Source organism: Candidatus Desulfatibia sp., from assembly GCF_036446775.1.
In the GTDB taxonomy this organism is placed as follows: domain Bacteria; phylum Desulfobacterota; class Desulfobacteria; order Desulfobacterales; family UBA11574; genus Desulfatibia_A.
The window spans coordinates 1-15,090 of record NZ_JAZFTO010000112.1; the positions used below are offsets into that span (position 1 = coordinate 1).

General features: G+C 44.7%; 13 protein-coding genes. 6 read left to right on the forward strand and 7 right to left on the reverse strand.

Annotated features, from left to right (window positions below):
* The 4 genes from V3S16_RS05345 to V3S16_RS05360 all read right to left on the reverse strand — a co-directional run.
* A partial coding sequence (locus tag V3S16_RS05345; protein ID WP_413883642.1) for an adenylate/guanylate cyclase domain-containing protein occupies positions 1 to 628 on the reverse strand: 628 nt, incomplete at its 3' end.
* Between the two features lie 684 nt (positions 629 to 1,312).
* Positions 1,313 to 1,657, reverse strand: a complete 345-nt coding sequence (locus tag V3S16_RS05350; RefSeq protein WP_413883643.1) for an MjaI family restriction endonuclease — start codon at positions 1,655 to 1,657, stop codon at positions 1,313 to 1,315.
* Positions 1,654 to 2,895, reverse strand: coding sequence for a DNA methyltransferase (locus tag V3S16_RS05355; RefSeq protein ID WP_413883644.1), 1,242 nt, complete (start codon positions 2,893 to 2,895; stop codon positions 1,654 to 1,656). The genes V3S16_RS05350 and V3S16_RS05355 overlap by 4 nt, the downstream gene beginning before the upstream one ends.
* A 403-nt stretch (positions 2,896 to 3,298) precedes the next feature.
* Complete coding sequence (locus tag V3S16_RS05360) at positions 3,299 to 4,291, reverse strand: adenylate/guanylate cyclase domain-containing protein (RefSeq protein WP_413883645.1); 993 nt, start codon at positions 4,289 to 4,291, stop codon at positions 3,299 to 3,301.
* Positions 4,292 to 5,108: 817 nt separating this feature from the next.
* Here V3S16_RS05360 and V3S16_RS05365 point away from each other — a divergent pair.
* The 5 genes from V3S16_RS05365 (at position 5,109) to V3S16_RS05385 (ending at position 10,032) form a co-directional block, all read left to right on the forward strand.
* The gene (locus V3S16_RS05365) at positions 5,109 to 6,032 is read left to right on the forward strand and encodes a hypothetical protein (RefSeq protein WP_413883646.1); all 924 of its coding nucleotides are present in this window, start codon (positions 5,109 to 5,111) and stop codon (positions 6,030 to 6,032) included.
* A 39-nt stretch (positions 6,033 to 6,071) separates the two neighbouring features.
* Positions 6,072 to 6,491 carry a cupin domain-containing protein gene (locus tag V3S16_RS05370; RefSeq protein ID WP_413883647.1) on the forward strand — a complete coding sequence of 140 codons (420 nt, stop codon included), beginning with the start codon at positions 6,072 to 6,074 and terminating at the stop codon, positions 6,489 to 6,491.
* A gap of 231 nt (positions 6,492 to 6,722) precedes the next feature.
* Entirely contained in the window at positions 6,723 to 8,753 is a 2,031-nt protein-coding gene (locus V3S16_RS05375) for a PAS domain-containing protein (protein WP_413883648.1), read from the forward strand.
* Positions 8,754 to 8,906: 153 nt separating this feature from the next.
* Positions 8,907 to 9,356, forward strand: coding sequence for a response regulator (locus V3S16_RS05380; RefSeq protein ID WP_413883649.1), 450 nt, complete (start codon positions 8,907 to 8,909; stop codon positions 9,354 to 9,356).
* A 1-nt stretch (position 9,357) separates the two neighbouring features.
* The gene (locus V3S16_RS05385) at positions 9,358 to 10,032 is read left to right on the forward strand and encodes a UDP-2,3-diacylglucosamine diphosphatase (RefSeq protein ID WP_413883650.1); all 675 of its coding nucleotides are present in this window, start codon (positions 9,358 to 9,360) and stop codon (positions 10,030 to 10,032) included.
* Between the two features lie 81 nt (positions 10,033 to 10,113).
* Here the strand turns inward: V3S16_RS05385 and dusB are convergent, their stop codons facing one another.
* The 3 genes from dusB to V3S16_RS05400 are packed head-to-tail and all read right to left on the reverse strand — an operon-like array spanning position 10,114 to position 12,408.
* Positions 10,114 to 11,106: a tRNA dihydrouridine synthase DusB gene (gene dusB, locus V3S16_RS05390; RefSeq protein ID WP_413883651.1), complete on the reverse strand. Its 993-nt coding sequence runs from the start codon at positions 11,104 to 11,106 to the stop codon at positions 10,114 to 10,116.
* 48 nt (positions 11,107 to 11,154) lie between these two features.
* The gene (locus tag V3S16_RS05395) at positions 11,155 to 12,033 is read right to left on the reverse strand and encodes a DUF1848 family protein (RefSeq protein ID WP_413883652.1); all 879 of its coding nucleotides are present in this window, start codon (positions 12,031 to 12,033) and stop codon (positions 11,155 to 11,157) included.
* Between the two features lie 48 nt (positions 12,034 to 12,081).
* Positions 12,082 to 12,408 carry a hypothetical protein gene (locus V3S16_RS05400; protein ID WP_413883653.1) on the reverse strand — a complete coding sequence of 109 codons (327 nt, stop codon included), beginning with the start codon at positions 12,406 to 12,408 and terminating at the stop codon, positions 12,082 to 12,084.
* A 326-nt stretch (positions 12,409 to 12,734) separates the two neighbouring features.
* On the opposite strand from V3S16_RS05400, the gene V3S16_RS05405 reads away from it, so the two are divergent.
* The coding region (locus tag V3S16_RS05405; RefSeq protein WP_413883654.1) for a 3-hydroxyacyl-CoA dehydrogenase NAD-binding domain-containing protein at positions 12,735 to 15,090 on the forward strand (2,356 nt) is incomplete at its 3' end.

Sequence of the window (15,090 nt, forward strand, 5' to 3'; positions counted from 1 at the left end):
GCCACCAGATCACTCCCGCCGCGATCAGGAGAGCAATCATGCCTGCTTGGACCAAGGGGGCACGCAATGGCTTGCGGAGCGCCACGCGCACTTGACCCAATAATCCGGCTTTATTCTCCCAGGGCATCACAACACGGTAGACCGTCACCGGCGTCTTGATACCCTTCAGTTCCTTCTCGCCCAGTAATTCCAGGGGTTGGTCGATCTTGTTGCGCACTTGCTCGGCAACAGATTCGGTTAGACAAATGCCCCCCGGCGGAGCCAGCGGCTCGATCCGTGAGGCGATGTTCACCCCGTCCCCTAGCACGTCGTCCCCCTCAAACACCACGTCCCCCACGTGCAGGCCGATGCGCACCTGGATACGCCGCTCGGGGGCTACGACGGATGTGTGGGCGGTCAGGGCCTTCTGGATATCGACGGCGCACCGAGCCGCTTCCACCGCGCTGGCGAACTCCACCAGGAAGGCGTCGCCTATGGTCTTGATCTCGGTACCGTTGTGCTGGGTGAAGAGGGGGCGTAGCAGCCCGCGGTGCTCCTCCAGCAGCTCCAGGGCCAACGCCTCGTTCTTCTGTGACAGGGCGCTGTAGCCCACCAAGTCGGTGAACATGATGGCGGCGAGTTTGCGCATATAGGCCTCGCGTGTTATAGTGATACGCTGTTACGAGTTAATTTAAATATGCGAACGAATGACGGCAAATCCAAGAGATAAATAAGAAAACGCCCCCGGCTATAGAGGGGTGGAAGTTCGGGCCGCACATTTTCAGCGGCTGGTGGATGAGACTGGCTGGAGTAAAGCAATTGAATTTCACCGAATCCGGGTGGAAATTCGTGTATCGCTGGAAATATATGAAATGATCAAAAAGGGATTCGAACAGGAGATATGAGAGGCGTTTTAAAGGGGTTTCGCCTTTAGATAGAACATTGCCCATAATTGCACGCCGGCAGACGCCCTGCAATCGACAAGCTCTATTAACCTATACCTTCCCACTTACTGGATGCCTGTGAGGATTGCACCTATGATTGCTGCCTCCCTGTTTGTCAGAAAGCCGTCTATGCCTTCATTTGTGGCTTGAATTGCGGCTTCCATGGCGGCATATCCCGTCTAAATTATCCGGGTTACCAAAAGCAAATAATAACAATATATCAATATGATATAAGTGCTTCAACGGCGCTTGGTCAATGCTATGGTCAACGTTTGTAGAAATAAAAAAGGAGGATAGACAAATTCATGTGCAGAGCTAATAATTAGGATGCTATCCGGGGGATGATCGAAAACTGGAATCTTCAATTCTTTTTCTAAGAGCCACAATATTTAGTGTCTTAATCGTTCTATTTCTTTAATGATTTTGTCAATCACATCTGCATTGTAAATTTTTTTCTTTTTCCCTGAACCTTTGACAGAATAAATAAAAAACACATTGCCCCCCAAATCATTTTTAAATCGCTCATGATTTTTTCGATGCATTTCTACCCATTGATACTGATTGATAGATTGTCCGGAAGAAATTGGTTTAATCTGGATTCCTATATATTTAGCGTTCACTTTTATATAAAAATCAACCCCATATGTTCTATCCCAGTCATCTGGTGCTGGTTCTATCTTGTAATTGACAATTGATTCAAGCTGACCATAAATAGTATCAATCTCTGCATTCATGATTTCCTCAAATTCAAAAATTTATTTTTGTGTCGATATTCTCCCTGCTCATCGACAAAGGCAAGGCCTCTTTTTATCAAGTGGGCATTCAAAAATGTTTTGTTTTTAAGGTATAAATAACCAAACAGATTGTTGTCTTCATCATATTTTATCTTATCGAATTTCATATATACTTTTTGGTTTTTTGTTTTTATTTTCAGGAATTCAACAGCTTCTCCGTTTGTCGTTACATCCTCCTTTATGCCAATTAAACGAACCGTCAAGCCATTGCTCAACCTGATAAGTTCTGGGCTGATAATTTCTTTAACAGAATAATATTCTTCTCTATTCGGCGCATTTTTATCTATCTTTGAACCAAACTGCAATTTCTTAGGATCAATCTTTTTGTCAAAAGCATGAAAATCTTTAAAAACATATGGAAGCTTGTAGATCGCTTTGTTAAAATCAACATCAATTCTCTCCTGTTCGATAAATTCATATTTGGTTCCAAATAGTCCAGGTTGGTTTGCCTGTAGTTTTTTTTTGATATAAGGAATAAATTCATGATTAATTTCATAACCCTCTGAACTTCGGTCGAGATTTTTGGCAGCAAGCGAGGTTGTCCCGCTTCCAAGAAATGGATCAAGAATTTTATCTCCGACAAATGAAAACATCTTAATTAATCTTTTGGGAAGTTCTTCAGGGAACATTGCAATATGACCATCTTGCTTTACGCCGCCAAAATTCCAATGGCCTGAGAAATATTCCTTCCATTCTTCTTTTGTCATCCTTGACAGTTCCTTGGTTTTTTTGTCAGGTCTTTTTGGAGTGCCCAGTTTTTTAAACAATAAAATAAATTCATAATCAATTGATATAATACCATTGCGTGGGAAAGGAAAACTTCCCATTATGCTGGCACCTCCAGTAGTGTTAGTTGTTGTTTTTTTCTGCCAAATTATAGCGCCCATATAATCAAAACCAATACTTTCGCAAAATTTAATTATTTCTGTTCTTATTGGAATAACCTTATACCTTCCATAATAAACCGAACGAGCAAATTGATCTCCGATATTTACACACAGCCTGCAACCATTGTTGAGAACGCGATAGCATTCTTTCCAAACAAGATTTAAGTTGTTAATATAATTTTCGTAGCTATCATTAAAGCCAATTTGTTCATTTGTTCCATAATCTTTCAATTGCCAATATGGAGGTGACGTAATTACAAGATGAACAGATTTATCCTGTAATTCTATCATACATCGACTATCACCTCTGATAATCTTGTGACTTGTTTGAATATTCATTTTTTAACAGCTTCGTTTTTATTTTTTCATCCAGCGAACATATATTGTGGTCAATAATAAAATCAGAGATGAATTTCTTGTCTGTATCAAAACGCGCCTTCAAATAAATATCATTGAAGATGTGGTTTGTAAATCTTGAAATTATCAGGCTTTATTTTTCGCAAACCTATTAGGGTGCAAGTAGCACTCGGATGCTGGATGCTGGTTTCTGGATGCTGGTTTCTGGATGCTTGACAAAAAAAATGCTCTTTAAAAATATCCAGTATCGAGCATCCAGTATCCAGCATCACTTAGTTTCAGGCAACCGAATCAGACTACTAACAAATCGTTGGTCTGATATTGAGGCGGCGCTCTGCTAGTATTTTACCTTGTAAACGGTAATCGGTCCGTCAAGCCCTTTGACGGCCACCGGAGGCAGGGGTTTTGCATCTATCTTACCGGCAAGCTTTTGAAAGGTTGTGTCGCAAATAAGAATCTCCTCCGCCCTGGCCATTCCTTGAAGTCGAGCGGCAATATTAACCGGCATGCCTATGGAGGTAAACTCCTTTATCCTCAATGAGCCTATAATGCCCGAAAACGCGCTTCCCGTAGCAATACCAATCCCAATTTTAAGTCTAAGTCCATTTTGGGTTGCCAGGACCCGGTCGATCTCTTTTGCTTTTTGCTGCATCGCCACAGCGGCTTTTACAGCTCTGATAGTATCATCCCGGCGCTCAACCGGTGATCCAAAGACCACCATAATGCTGTCACCGATATGCTTGTCCACCATACCGTTATGCGTGTAGGCGATTTCACCCATAGGCGTAAAGTAATCGTTGTTCAAAAATGCCGCAAGCTTTGCCGGCGGAACTTTCTGGGACATATGCGTGAAACCGCGAATGTCGGAAAAAAGGATCGAAACTTCATGAAATGTGGGGTCCAGGGCAATCGGTGATTTTTCTATTTTTTTATAGATCTGTTCAGGTACAAACTGTTTCAGGCGCTTGCGTACGGATATTTTGTGTATATTAGCCCGGAGCTCTACATTATCAAAGGGTTTTGTCAGAAAACCGTCTATGCCTTCATTTGTGGCTTGAATGGCGGCTTCCATGGTGGCATATCCCGTCAAAATTATCCGGGTAATTTCCGGATTGATCGATCCGATGGCCGCAAGTGTTTCCAGACCGTTTAAGCCCGGCATTTTGTAATCAGAAATTACCGTGGCGATCTGGTCTCTGTTTTTTTTGATAAATGTAATCCCCGCCTCCCCATTTGCAGCCGTATATGTTTGATAGGATTCGCGTTTAAGAGCCCGGGCTACACTACGCCGGACGCCTTCTTCATCATCAATAAGAACGAGTTTGTTCATGCTACCCTCCTAATTACCATATTAAAAGATCTGTATCACCCTAATCGAGCGAAACGCTCGATATCCGTTGTTCGTCGTCCGTTGTCCGTAGCTAATTTAGAGGAATTAAAGTCTTGATTTATAAATCTTCAGCCAAAGCGTTATAATAACGCCGGATAAATCGAGTTAGATTTACAACTGACAACGGACAACAAACAACTGACACATTGAGTTTTAACTCAATTAGGGTATCACTTTAGACTTATGAAACCAGCTTGTGTCCATCCACGAATCCAAAATGAACTTGATGGGTGTCCAATTCAGAAATGAACAATTTTTGTCCTGATCAAGGCCGCACAAGGGTTTGCGGTGAGGCATACGCCTGTACGCCGCAGCCGGAAACCCGCGGAGACCGCCGAGCAGGGCAAAAAGGGCCATTTATGGATAGGCACTAGTGGTTATACTGTCAAATTCCGTGCCAAGCGAGCAATATGCTGAAAATTGATTGGGCGATGTAAGGATATTTTTTGGTTGGCTTCTTGAAACTCCCCGTTATGCGGGCTCTAGCGACAACTTCAATTGGATATAATTGTTCCTTGCTGTTTGCATATAGATTTAAAATTTAGGGGTGCTGCCAGGAAAATGTGCACATAAAATTGTTAATCTGTGCACATTTTTATGTGCATTTGAAAACGAGAACAGCATATTGCTCATTTTTCTTAAAATTTTGTTGAGTTAATGATTTCCGCATGGTAATTCGCAATTATAGAATGTGGTCTTTGCCGGGTATTTTTTTGGCTTCAGCGCAATGGAATGCGCCCGGATAAAAAGGAAAATTATGAAAAAAGAAGGCGTCAAACTGTACGATCTCGTCGATTTAACTAATCCGCAAAGTGTCCTCGACGAAATTAGATACATTGTTGCGCTGATGGTTAATAATTTTGATCATGCACTGTTCGAACAGATTTGTGCCGATATTAAAATGCTGTTCGAGGGAGATTTTCCAGGCTATCGGGCCAGCAATACAAAATATCATGACCTGGAACATACAAGCTCGGTTGTACTGGCCGCCGGCCGCCTGATTCACGGCGCCTTTATGGAGGGGCATTCGTTTTCTGCAAAAACTATTTTACTGGGATTGATTGGGGCCATTTTTCATGACATCGGTTTTATCCAGACCGATTCTGATGTAAACGGCTCCGGGGCCAAATATACCATCGGCCACGAGGAGCGCAGCATCATATTTATGAAACAATATCTATCCCAAAAATCTTTTTCCAAACAGGATCTTGAAGATTGCACCCACATCATCAAGTGCACAATACTGAGTCTTGAAATTAAGGATATTCCTTTTCGTTCCAATGACATTGTGATGTTAGGCAAAATAGTGGGGTCAGCCGACCTTTTGGCACAAATGGCCGACCGGGAGTATTTGGAAAAACTATTCATGCTCTTTAAGGAATTTGAGGAAGCCGGTATGCCAGGATATGGATCAGAGCTGGAACTGCTTCAAAAAACTCAAAACTTTTATAAATACGTGGCACTACAAAGATTAAGCCAAGGATTCGATAATGTCTTTGCATTCATGCGGTTCCACTTTAAAAACCGCTGGGACCTCGATCGGGACTTGTATCAGGAATCGATTATCGCCAATATTGATTATTTGAAGACCATAGTTGATAGCTGTGATGAGTCTTATTCGTGTTATCTAAAGTATCTTAGAAGAGGAGGACTTGCCGAAAAACTTAACTATAACAAATGACCTTACACTCTTTTTTGGCAACCAGATTCACCATAGGTTATGGATACTGTAAAACAGGTCAAATTAGAAAAGAACACCTGGCAAGACGAAAGGGGCTGGGGGATCAAGCCTCTGGACGCATTGGGTATTTCAGATGGATTTTCAGGCAGTATGCACCTGGTCTCGCTTAAGCCTGGAACCGTAAGAGGTAATCATTATCATACAAATGCCACGGAATGGATCTTTGTCTTTGGAGGAAAAGCAAAAATTGTTTTCAAGGCCGCCAAGGCAGGTTCGGTCCATCAAATTATGGTTGGCGATTCCGAACCGGCCCTGTTTGAAATTCCACCCGATGTTGAACATGCCGTAGTAAACACCTCCGTGAATGACATATATTTAACCGTAATTTATGATTCGCATGCCCCTGATACGATTCATTGTCCTGCTTTATCCCCAATTCCCACTAATAACATCAAATGAAATAATCAGAAATCCGGGCTATCGCGAATATGCCGGTAAAAACGTTTTGACTATACCAGTCTGGAATGCTAATTCGTAATGCCACACCGTTCAATAGCTATAACTACCCCGAATACGCTGCGAAACCGTCATAATTGTTGTATTTTTTTAATTTTCGTGGATTTTCGCGATAGAGCGGTCGAGGACATATTTTTAACCGCAAAATAAATTCATGCATAACTGGAGCTAAAGGTGAAAGAACTAAAAAGTAAAGCCGCTTCGGCACCACATAACCACCGGGCATTGGACGCCAGTCAAAGATCGGCGCAAGCGATGTGGGAAAATAAGGAGATATTTCAATGTATCAGTTCTGCGGCCCAGGATGCAATCATCATGATGGACGACCGCGGCAAGGTTACATTTTGGAATGAAGCCGCCGAGATAATTTTCGGTTACTCGAAAAATGAAATCATCGGCAAACAATTGCACCGCATCATAATGCCTGCAAGACATCTCGAAGCCTTTGACAGAGGGTTTACGCGTTTTAAGAAAACCGGCCGGGGGAAAGCTATCGGCAAAACACTCGAGTTAACAGCCCTAAGAAAGGATGGCTTAGAATTCCCCGTAGAGCTTTCTTTATCTGCCGTAAAGCTTCAAGGTGCGTGGTGTGCCGTTGGAATTATTCGTGATATTTCTAAACGCCGGCTGATCGAGAAGGAACTTCCTAAAGCCCATACAGATCTTGAACATCGCGTGAAAGAACGTACCGCTGAACTGGTAATGGCCAACGAACAACTTAAACGTGAAATAGAAGAGCGTAAAGGAGTGGAGACGGCGCTGCGGGTGAGCAAGGAGCGTTTCGATCTGGCGGTGCGCGGGTCCAAAGACGGTTTATGGGACTGGCACATCACCACCAGTAGAGTATATTCCTCCATGCGTCTCAGGGAACTGCTCGGATATCAAGATTCGGAATTTTCGGAATCATTCGACAATTGGGCTTCAAACGTGCACCCCGGGGATTATAATCGTATATTAGAGGCCTTGCACAATCATCTGGAAAAGGGTAAAACCTACGATGTGGAATATTTGTATCGCCATAGAGTCGGCCAATATCGCTGGCACCACTCTCGCGGGCAGGCGATTTACGACAAAGAAGGAATACCTATCCGCATGGTCGGTTTTATCAGCGACATCACCGAACGCAAGCAGGGAGAGGAGGCCTTACGTAAAAGCGAGGAGAAATACCGGTTGCTGTTGAATAATCTTCCCAGTATTGTCTACCGGGGATTCAAAGACTGGGCGGTTGAGTTCGTTGATGATAAAATTGAGCTGTTAACCGGATTTAATAAAGAAGAATTTAATTCCAAAAAAATTAAATGGTCGGATTTAATAATAAAAGAAGATCTTGCAACAGCAAGGTACAGTTTCGTGAAGGCCCTAAAAACCGATAAATCATATGTGAGAGAATATAGAATCAAAACCAAAGCCGGGGAAGTTCATTGGCTGCAGGATAGAGGACATATACTTTGCGACAAAAACGGTCAGATTGAGTATGTGAGCGGGGTCTTTTTCGACATCAATGAACGCAAACGGACCGAAAAAGCCCTGCGGAAATCGGAAAAGGAACTCCGCATACTTTCCAGTCAACTTCTGTCCGCTGAGGAAACTGAAAGAAAACGGATTGCCCGGGAACTCCACGACGGTATTGGACAAGCCTTGAGCGCCATCAAATTCAGCGTTGAAAACACAATCGAAAAGTTGCGTAAAGACGTGGTCACCTCAAAAATCGAATCCTTGGAATCGATTATCCCCCTGACTCAAAAAACCATTGAAGAAGTCCGCAGAATCGTGCGAGATCTCAGGCCTTCGATTCTGGACGATTTGGGAATTTTGGCAACGATTACCTGGTTTTGCAGAGAATTTGAAAGCATCTATTCCACGATCAGGATTGAAAAAGAGATCGCCGTCAAGGAACATGAAATTCCTGCCACGTTAAAAACGTTAATTTACAGAATCATGCAGGAAGCCCTCAATAATGCCGCCAAACACAGCCAGGCCAACCTTGTCCGTCTTTATCTGAAAAAAACCGGCGACAAGATAGAGCTGGCGATTAACGATAACGGCCAGGGATTTGCTATTGAAGAGGCCGTTTATGATAAGAATTCCATGAGAGGCTTCGGACTGGCCAGCATGAGAGAACGAACTGAACTTTCAGGGGGATCATTTACAATAAAATCGGCCAAGGGGGCTGGAACCAATATACAAGCGATATGGCCAGTGTGATATTTTCCCCCTTTCAAAGGTCTCTAACTAAAGAACCTGGCTGCCAGTTGATATATTTTCCTGTTTATGCCATCTTGAAGATGACAATGCGGGCAAATTTCCATTCTCGAAAACCGCTTTTGTGACCTCCACTTAAAACAAGGAGAGACAAGCATGTCTGATGGATTGGATGTAATCATTGTTGATGATGATCCCGGTGTGTGTGAGTTGATCTTTAAGATCGTTAAAAGTTTTTATATCTGGGGTGATGTAATTAGTTTTTTGGATGTTGATGAGGCCATAGAACATTGCTTAAATCGGGAAACCGGTATTGCAATTTTCATAGTAGATGTATTTCTTGCCGGAAAAAGCGGATTTTTTTTCTTGGATGCCATCGCCGAAAAGTTCGCTTCCGCCTATGATGACGCCATCATTATCTCCGGAAAGGCCAGTGATGATATTGTCGATATGTGCATTTCCTCAAACATTAACTACTTACTGGAAAAACCGATCAGATCATATGCTCTGCAACTTGCAGTCCGGGCCATAATGAACAAATATTTGAAGTTTGCCAGGAAGTTGTTGCAAGATCCTCTATTTGCCCAGAGTGTGTCAAGGTTTTAAAATGAACGCTATTATTGTCAGCGATTTGCACCTGGGTTCACGCCATTTTTGTTATCAGGAATTTGAACGTTTTCTAAAAAGCATTCCCCAAGATTATGAGCTCATACTGAACGGCGATATCATCGACAATCCCAAAGCACAATTAGCGCCTCCCCACCAAAGCATCCTGCGTCTCATCAAAAGACTTTCTTACGCTCAGAGTGTCGTTTGGGTGCAGGGTAATCATGATAGCAAATGTCCCGCGAATGGGTTTGGAAAGGTAAGTTTTAAAAGTTTTTATAGCCTAAAAAACAGGTTGTTAATCATCCATGGGTACGATTTCGATGAAATCATGCCCAGGAATCAAGACTTTATAAAGGCCTTCAAACTGATGCACGATGTGAGGGTAAAGCTGGGGGCAAGACCTGTACATGTAGCCGAATATGCCAAGAAATGGAAGCTCTTATACAACGTCCTGCGAAAAAATGTAATGATGAATGCGGTGAATTGCGCCCTTGAAAATGGATTTCAAACAGTTGTTTGCGGCCATACCCACTACCCTGAGGATAGGGTTTATAATGGAATCAGGTATATCAATACAGGGGCTTGGACCGAATACCCGGCTTTTTACCTGCAGGTAAATGGAAGCGCAATGACCCTAAAGTCGATCGATACTCCTTTTGATACTCACCGCTAATGCCGCATTAAACCTGGCGTGCATTAAAATGCGGAATAAAACATTCTCGCATTCCGCCCGGCACAGAACCTGTTGACTTAGCTAATGCCCATCCACATCTTCAGGCGTTTGACTTCGCAATTTTTCCTTGTAAGCATTGATAAGCGTTAAGGCCTCATCTTGTGACGAGATCTGCGTTAATGATTCGCGAAACCTGCTGCTGAAAGGCAGCCCCTTTACAAACCAGCCCAGATGACTGCGCAGTATCCGGCAGGCCCGCTTTTCTCCAAAGAATGTTATTGAGTCTTGCAAATATCTCGTCATTACTTCAAATCGTTGTGCAAGTTCCGGGGGGGACGCCTCATCGCCCTTGAGCAGTGCCAGTACCTGTGAAAAAATCCATGGCTGTCCGATAGCGGCCCTTCCGATCATGACGGCGTCGCAGCCGGTCTCTGCCTGCATCTTGATAGCATCTTCAATTTCAACAATATCTCCGTTCCCGATCACCGGGATGGATACATGTTTTTTGACCGTGGCAATCAGCGACCAGTCGGCCTTACCCCCGAATCCCTGGGCGGCGGTGCGTGGATGCAGAGTAACAGCGTCAACTCCATTGTCTTGCGCGATTTCAGCGATTCGCAACGCCTGGCTCCCTGACGCATCCCAACCGGTTCTCATTTTGATGGTAACCGGGATCGACACCGCCTTGCGGACTGTTTGTATTATGGCTTCAACTTTTGCGGGCGTCTGCATGAGGGCCACACCGGCGCCGGCCTTGAGCACCTTTTTGACCGGGCAGCCCAGGTTGATGTCAATAATATCGGCTCCTGAAGCCGCGACCTGTACGGCTGCTTCCGCCATAATAGTTGGATCGGATCCGAATATCTGAACCGACAGCGGCTTTTCTTCAGGACGGCTTGCAAGCAGCTCATAGCTCTTTTTAGATCCATGGATCAGTCCATTGGCGCTGACCATTTCCGAACAGACCAGAGCGCAGCCTGCTTCTTTAGCCAAAAGTCGGAAGGGCAAATTGGTAATTCCCGCCAGCGGCGCCAAAACAGTAATATTGTCAAGTTCAACGGATCCGATTTTCATTATGTTTTTAACCACAGATTTCACTGATTTTCACGGGTTAATAAAATACTATTTGCCGGAAGCCGGGTTGGCGTAGCAGAACAGGCAGTTATGATAACATGACTGCTGCTGATACGACCCGATGTCTTTAGAGACCATGCAGCCGCAGCCGTCCTGTATCCGCTGACCTGCGTCTTTTTTAAAACTAAGGTTCCCGCCGTAAAGTTCGGTTAGAAGGCGATTGGGAATACACGCGCTTTGCCCGACCCCCGTATCAACGGGCAGGGTTTCTAAAATTTCTCTTTCACAACAGGTAAAAAGATCTATATTTCGGGTTGTGAGTGTGCGGTAGATGTTAAGCAGAATATCTTGTTTTGTTGCCAAGGGCGGATCCACGAACGTAAATCCCGGTATCGATGCAGTGCGTTTGCGAATTTTAGGATAATGGTCCATAAAACTTGTGATGCATCTGCCGATGCCGCAGTCAGCCGCGCGGGCTGCAATCAAAGAAAAATCGGATAGATTGTCGCGCGTATCTCCTTGTTTGGTTTTGTAATAACAGATCGGATCGAATCTCCAGGTTACGCTGCCGGCACTAAACATTTGACAGAGTATATCAAGCTGCTGGAGACGTTCTTTTAAAGGCGGCACCTGTGGTTCCAGCAGCGCATCGTCTGAGTTGATAGTAAAATTGAAAAACAGATTGTATCCCATGGCCGCCAGCGCTTGACCGTGTTCGCCTTCGATAAACGGGCCGAAATTTTTTGACCAGAAAACAATGGTGTGGACTTTGTCAGATGTGGCCGGTACTACGGTCACCTTGCGGTTATAGGGGTTTATGACCTCAAAGGAGCCTTTTTGGATTTGCTGCATAAACCAGTTCATGTAAAAGGCCGGAATGTCAGTCCTTCTGGAAGCCGATATAACTATTTGTTGAGAAGATTTCATTAATATTTACGATCGCAAAAAGTGAAAATTTTACTTTTTACGAATTCATCACTTTTGCTTAAGGTCAGCCAAGGATATTACTTTTTGATTGGTAGATTTTTTGAGCCCTTCTTCTTTTTTTTCTTCCTCTATTTCAGGTTCTTGGGGGCAGACAACTTTTTCTATCCGCATTCTTTTACCGCTCATGGTGAATTCAGTACCATTTATATAAGCATCCCTTAAAATCCAGGTTACGACCTGAAGGGGCACTTGCAGCAGCAGCATTTTAACATGATACCAGTCTTTTTTTATATCAGGGGAAATATCCTCAATTCTGGCAAATGCCAGGGGTTGATCTTCAAAGTGTATGAGGACAATATCATTTTTTTGAGTCATTTTTGCCGGTCCTTTTCTGGAAAACTCTTAAACAGCTATCATCAACCATCACAATAGCTTAATAGTGACACAACCGCCGGCCGATGTAAAGGTCCGCCTGGCAAAATGAATATTTATTCAGTATGTTCCGAGAAAATAAAAACCTATGAAACACATGAACAAATAAAGCGAAAAAAGTCCGATACTATTATAACCCGGTGGTATTGTTCTTTTTATAGTCCTTTTGAATCATTCGCAACCTTAAATGTTTTTGCTTGACATATAAATATCAGCTCTGTTAAATGAATGAATGATCATTCATCAACTGTAATAAATAGGAGGTTATTATGATCAGAAAAATAAAGCAGGCGGCCGTGATCGGCTCCGGCGTAATGGGCGGCGGCATTGCCGCCCTTCTGGCCGGTGCCGGCATAAAAACCATACTTTTGGATATCGTTCCGTTCGATTTGAAAGATGAGGAAAAGTCGGACCCGGCGGCGCGCAACCGAATCGTCAAAACCGGACTCGATACCTTAATCATGTCGAGCCCGCCGCTGCTCATGCAGCAAAAGGATGTTGATCGTATTACCATTGGCAACATGGAAGACAATTTTGACACGCTGGCAGATTGCGACTGGATTGTAGAAGCCGTCATAGAAAACATAGAAATTAAGCAGGACCTGTTTAAACGCATTGGGCCCGTGAGGAAAGCGGGGTCGATTATCTCTTCTAACACCTCCGGAATTCCCCTGAAAAAAATGTCTCAGGGGCTTGACCGGGAGTTTCGGCAGCATTTCTTGGGAACGCACTTTTTTAATCCCGTCCGTTATATGAAATTGCTGGAAATTATTCCGGGCGAGGAAACGCTTCCTGAAATAATAGAGTTCATGGCCGATTTCGGGGAAAGGATTCTGGGCAAAGGTATTGTGTGGGCCAAGGATACTCCCAACTTCATCGGCAATCGCATTGGGGTTCAGGGAATGGTCAAAGCCATGCAGCTGATGCTCACGGAAGGCCTCACCATTCCCGAGGTCGATGCTCTTTTCGGCCCGGCCATTGGAAGACCGAAAACCGCCATGTTCAGAACCTCGGACCTTGTGGGCCTTGATACCCTGGGTCACGTGGCGCAAAACACCTACGACCTTGTAGTTGACGATGAGGCTCGCGACAGCTTTGTGCTGCCCGAATTCGTTAACCAGATGATCGCAAAGAACCTGCTGGGCAAAAAAACCCACAGCGGCTTTTACAAGACCGACTTGACGCCGGAGTGGGAAAAGATCTACAAGGTCATTGATCCGCAAACCCTGGAATATGCCCAATATGACCAACCGGATTTCCCTTGCCTGGGCGCGTCCAAAAAGGCCAAGACCCTGCCCGAGAAGATAAAGGCTTTGGCTTACGGTGAAGATAAAGGTGCTGTTTTTGCCTGGAAAGTTATTGCTCAAAATCTGATCTATGCTGCCAACCGAATCCCCGAAATAACCGATACCATTGTTGAAATCGATAAAGCCATGCAGTGGGGATTCAATTTTGAAATGGGACCGTTTGAAACCTGGGATGCCATCGGCCTGCAGACTTCGGTTGCAAAAATGGAAAAAGAAGGACTCAAGGTGCCGGCCTCGATCAAGACCATGCTGGAAGCCGGGCATACATCTTTTTACAGGCAGGCCAACGGCGGCATGGCTTATTACGACTTTGTTACCCAGGACTACCGACCGCTGGTCGCAAGCGAAAACGTTATTTCTTTGAATGTCCTCAGAAGGGCCGACAAGGTTGCCAAAACTTGCAGCAGTGCGTCGCTGATCGACCTTGGCGATAATGTTTTCTGCCTGGAATTCCATACCAAGATGAATACCTTGAACAAGGAAATTGTTGAATTTCAGCAAAAAATTGTCGAGTATGTTGATGCCAATGGAGCCGGGTTGGTAATCGGCAATCAGGCCGGCGGCATGCCGGGGGCTTTCTCCGTTGGCGGTGATCTCAACTTTATGGCCTCGCTGGCTTTGGAAGGAAAATATACGGAGATCGACGCCTTTTTACAGATCGCCCAGAACGGCCTCCAGGAAGCAAAATATTGCAGCTTCCCGGTTGTAGCCGCACCTTACGGCATGGCCCTTGGCGGCGGCTGCGAGGTGTGCCTGGCAGCCGACCGCATCGTAGCTCACGCCGAACTCTACATGGGACTGGTGGAGATCGGCGTCGGTCTGCTCCCTGCCGGGGGCGGCTGTCTGAACCTGTGGAAGAAGTTTATCAGCAGCATACCGCAAGCGGTGACCGATGTTGATCTTGCAAAATTCTTTGTACCGGCGTTTATGAATATCGCTATGGCCAAGTTCTCAACCTCGGCTGCCGATGCCAGGGCCAATGGATTTCTGGGGCCCAATGACAGAATCGTATTCAACCGCGACTATCTGATCAGCGCAGCCAAGAAAGAAGTGTTGAACATGGTGGATGCAGGCTATGCGCCGCCGGTCAAACGCAAGATAAAGGTTTTAGGAGAGGCGGCCCAGGGCATGATTGACGCTGAAATTTTCAATATGCTGCATGGCAAATTTATCACCGAATACGATGCGTTTTTAGCAAAACGCATCGCCTATGTCATTAGCGGCGGCCATGTCAGAGACAACAGCGAAGTTGATGAAGATCTGATCCTCAAACTGGAACGGGAAGCGTTTGTAGACTTCTGGAAAGAAGAAAAGACCC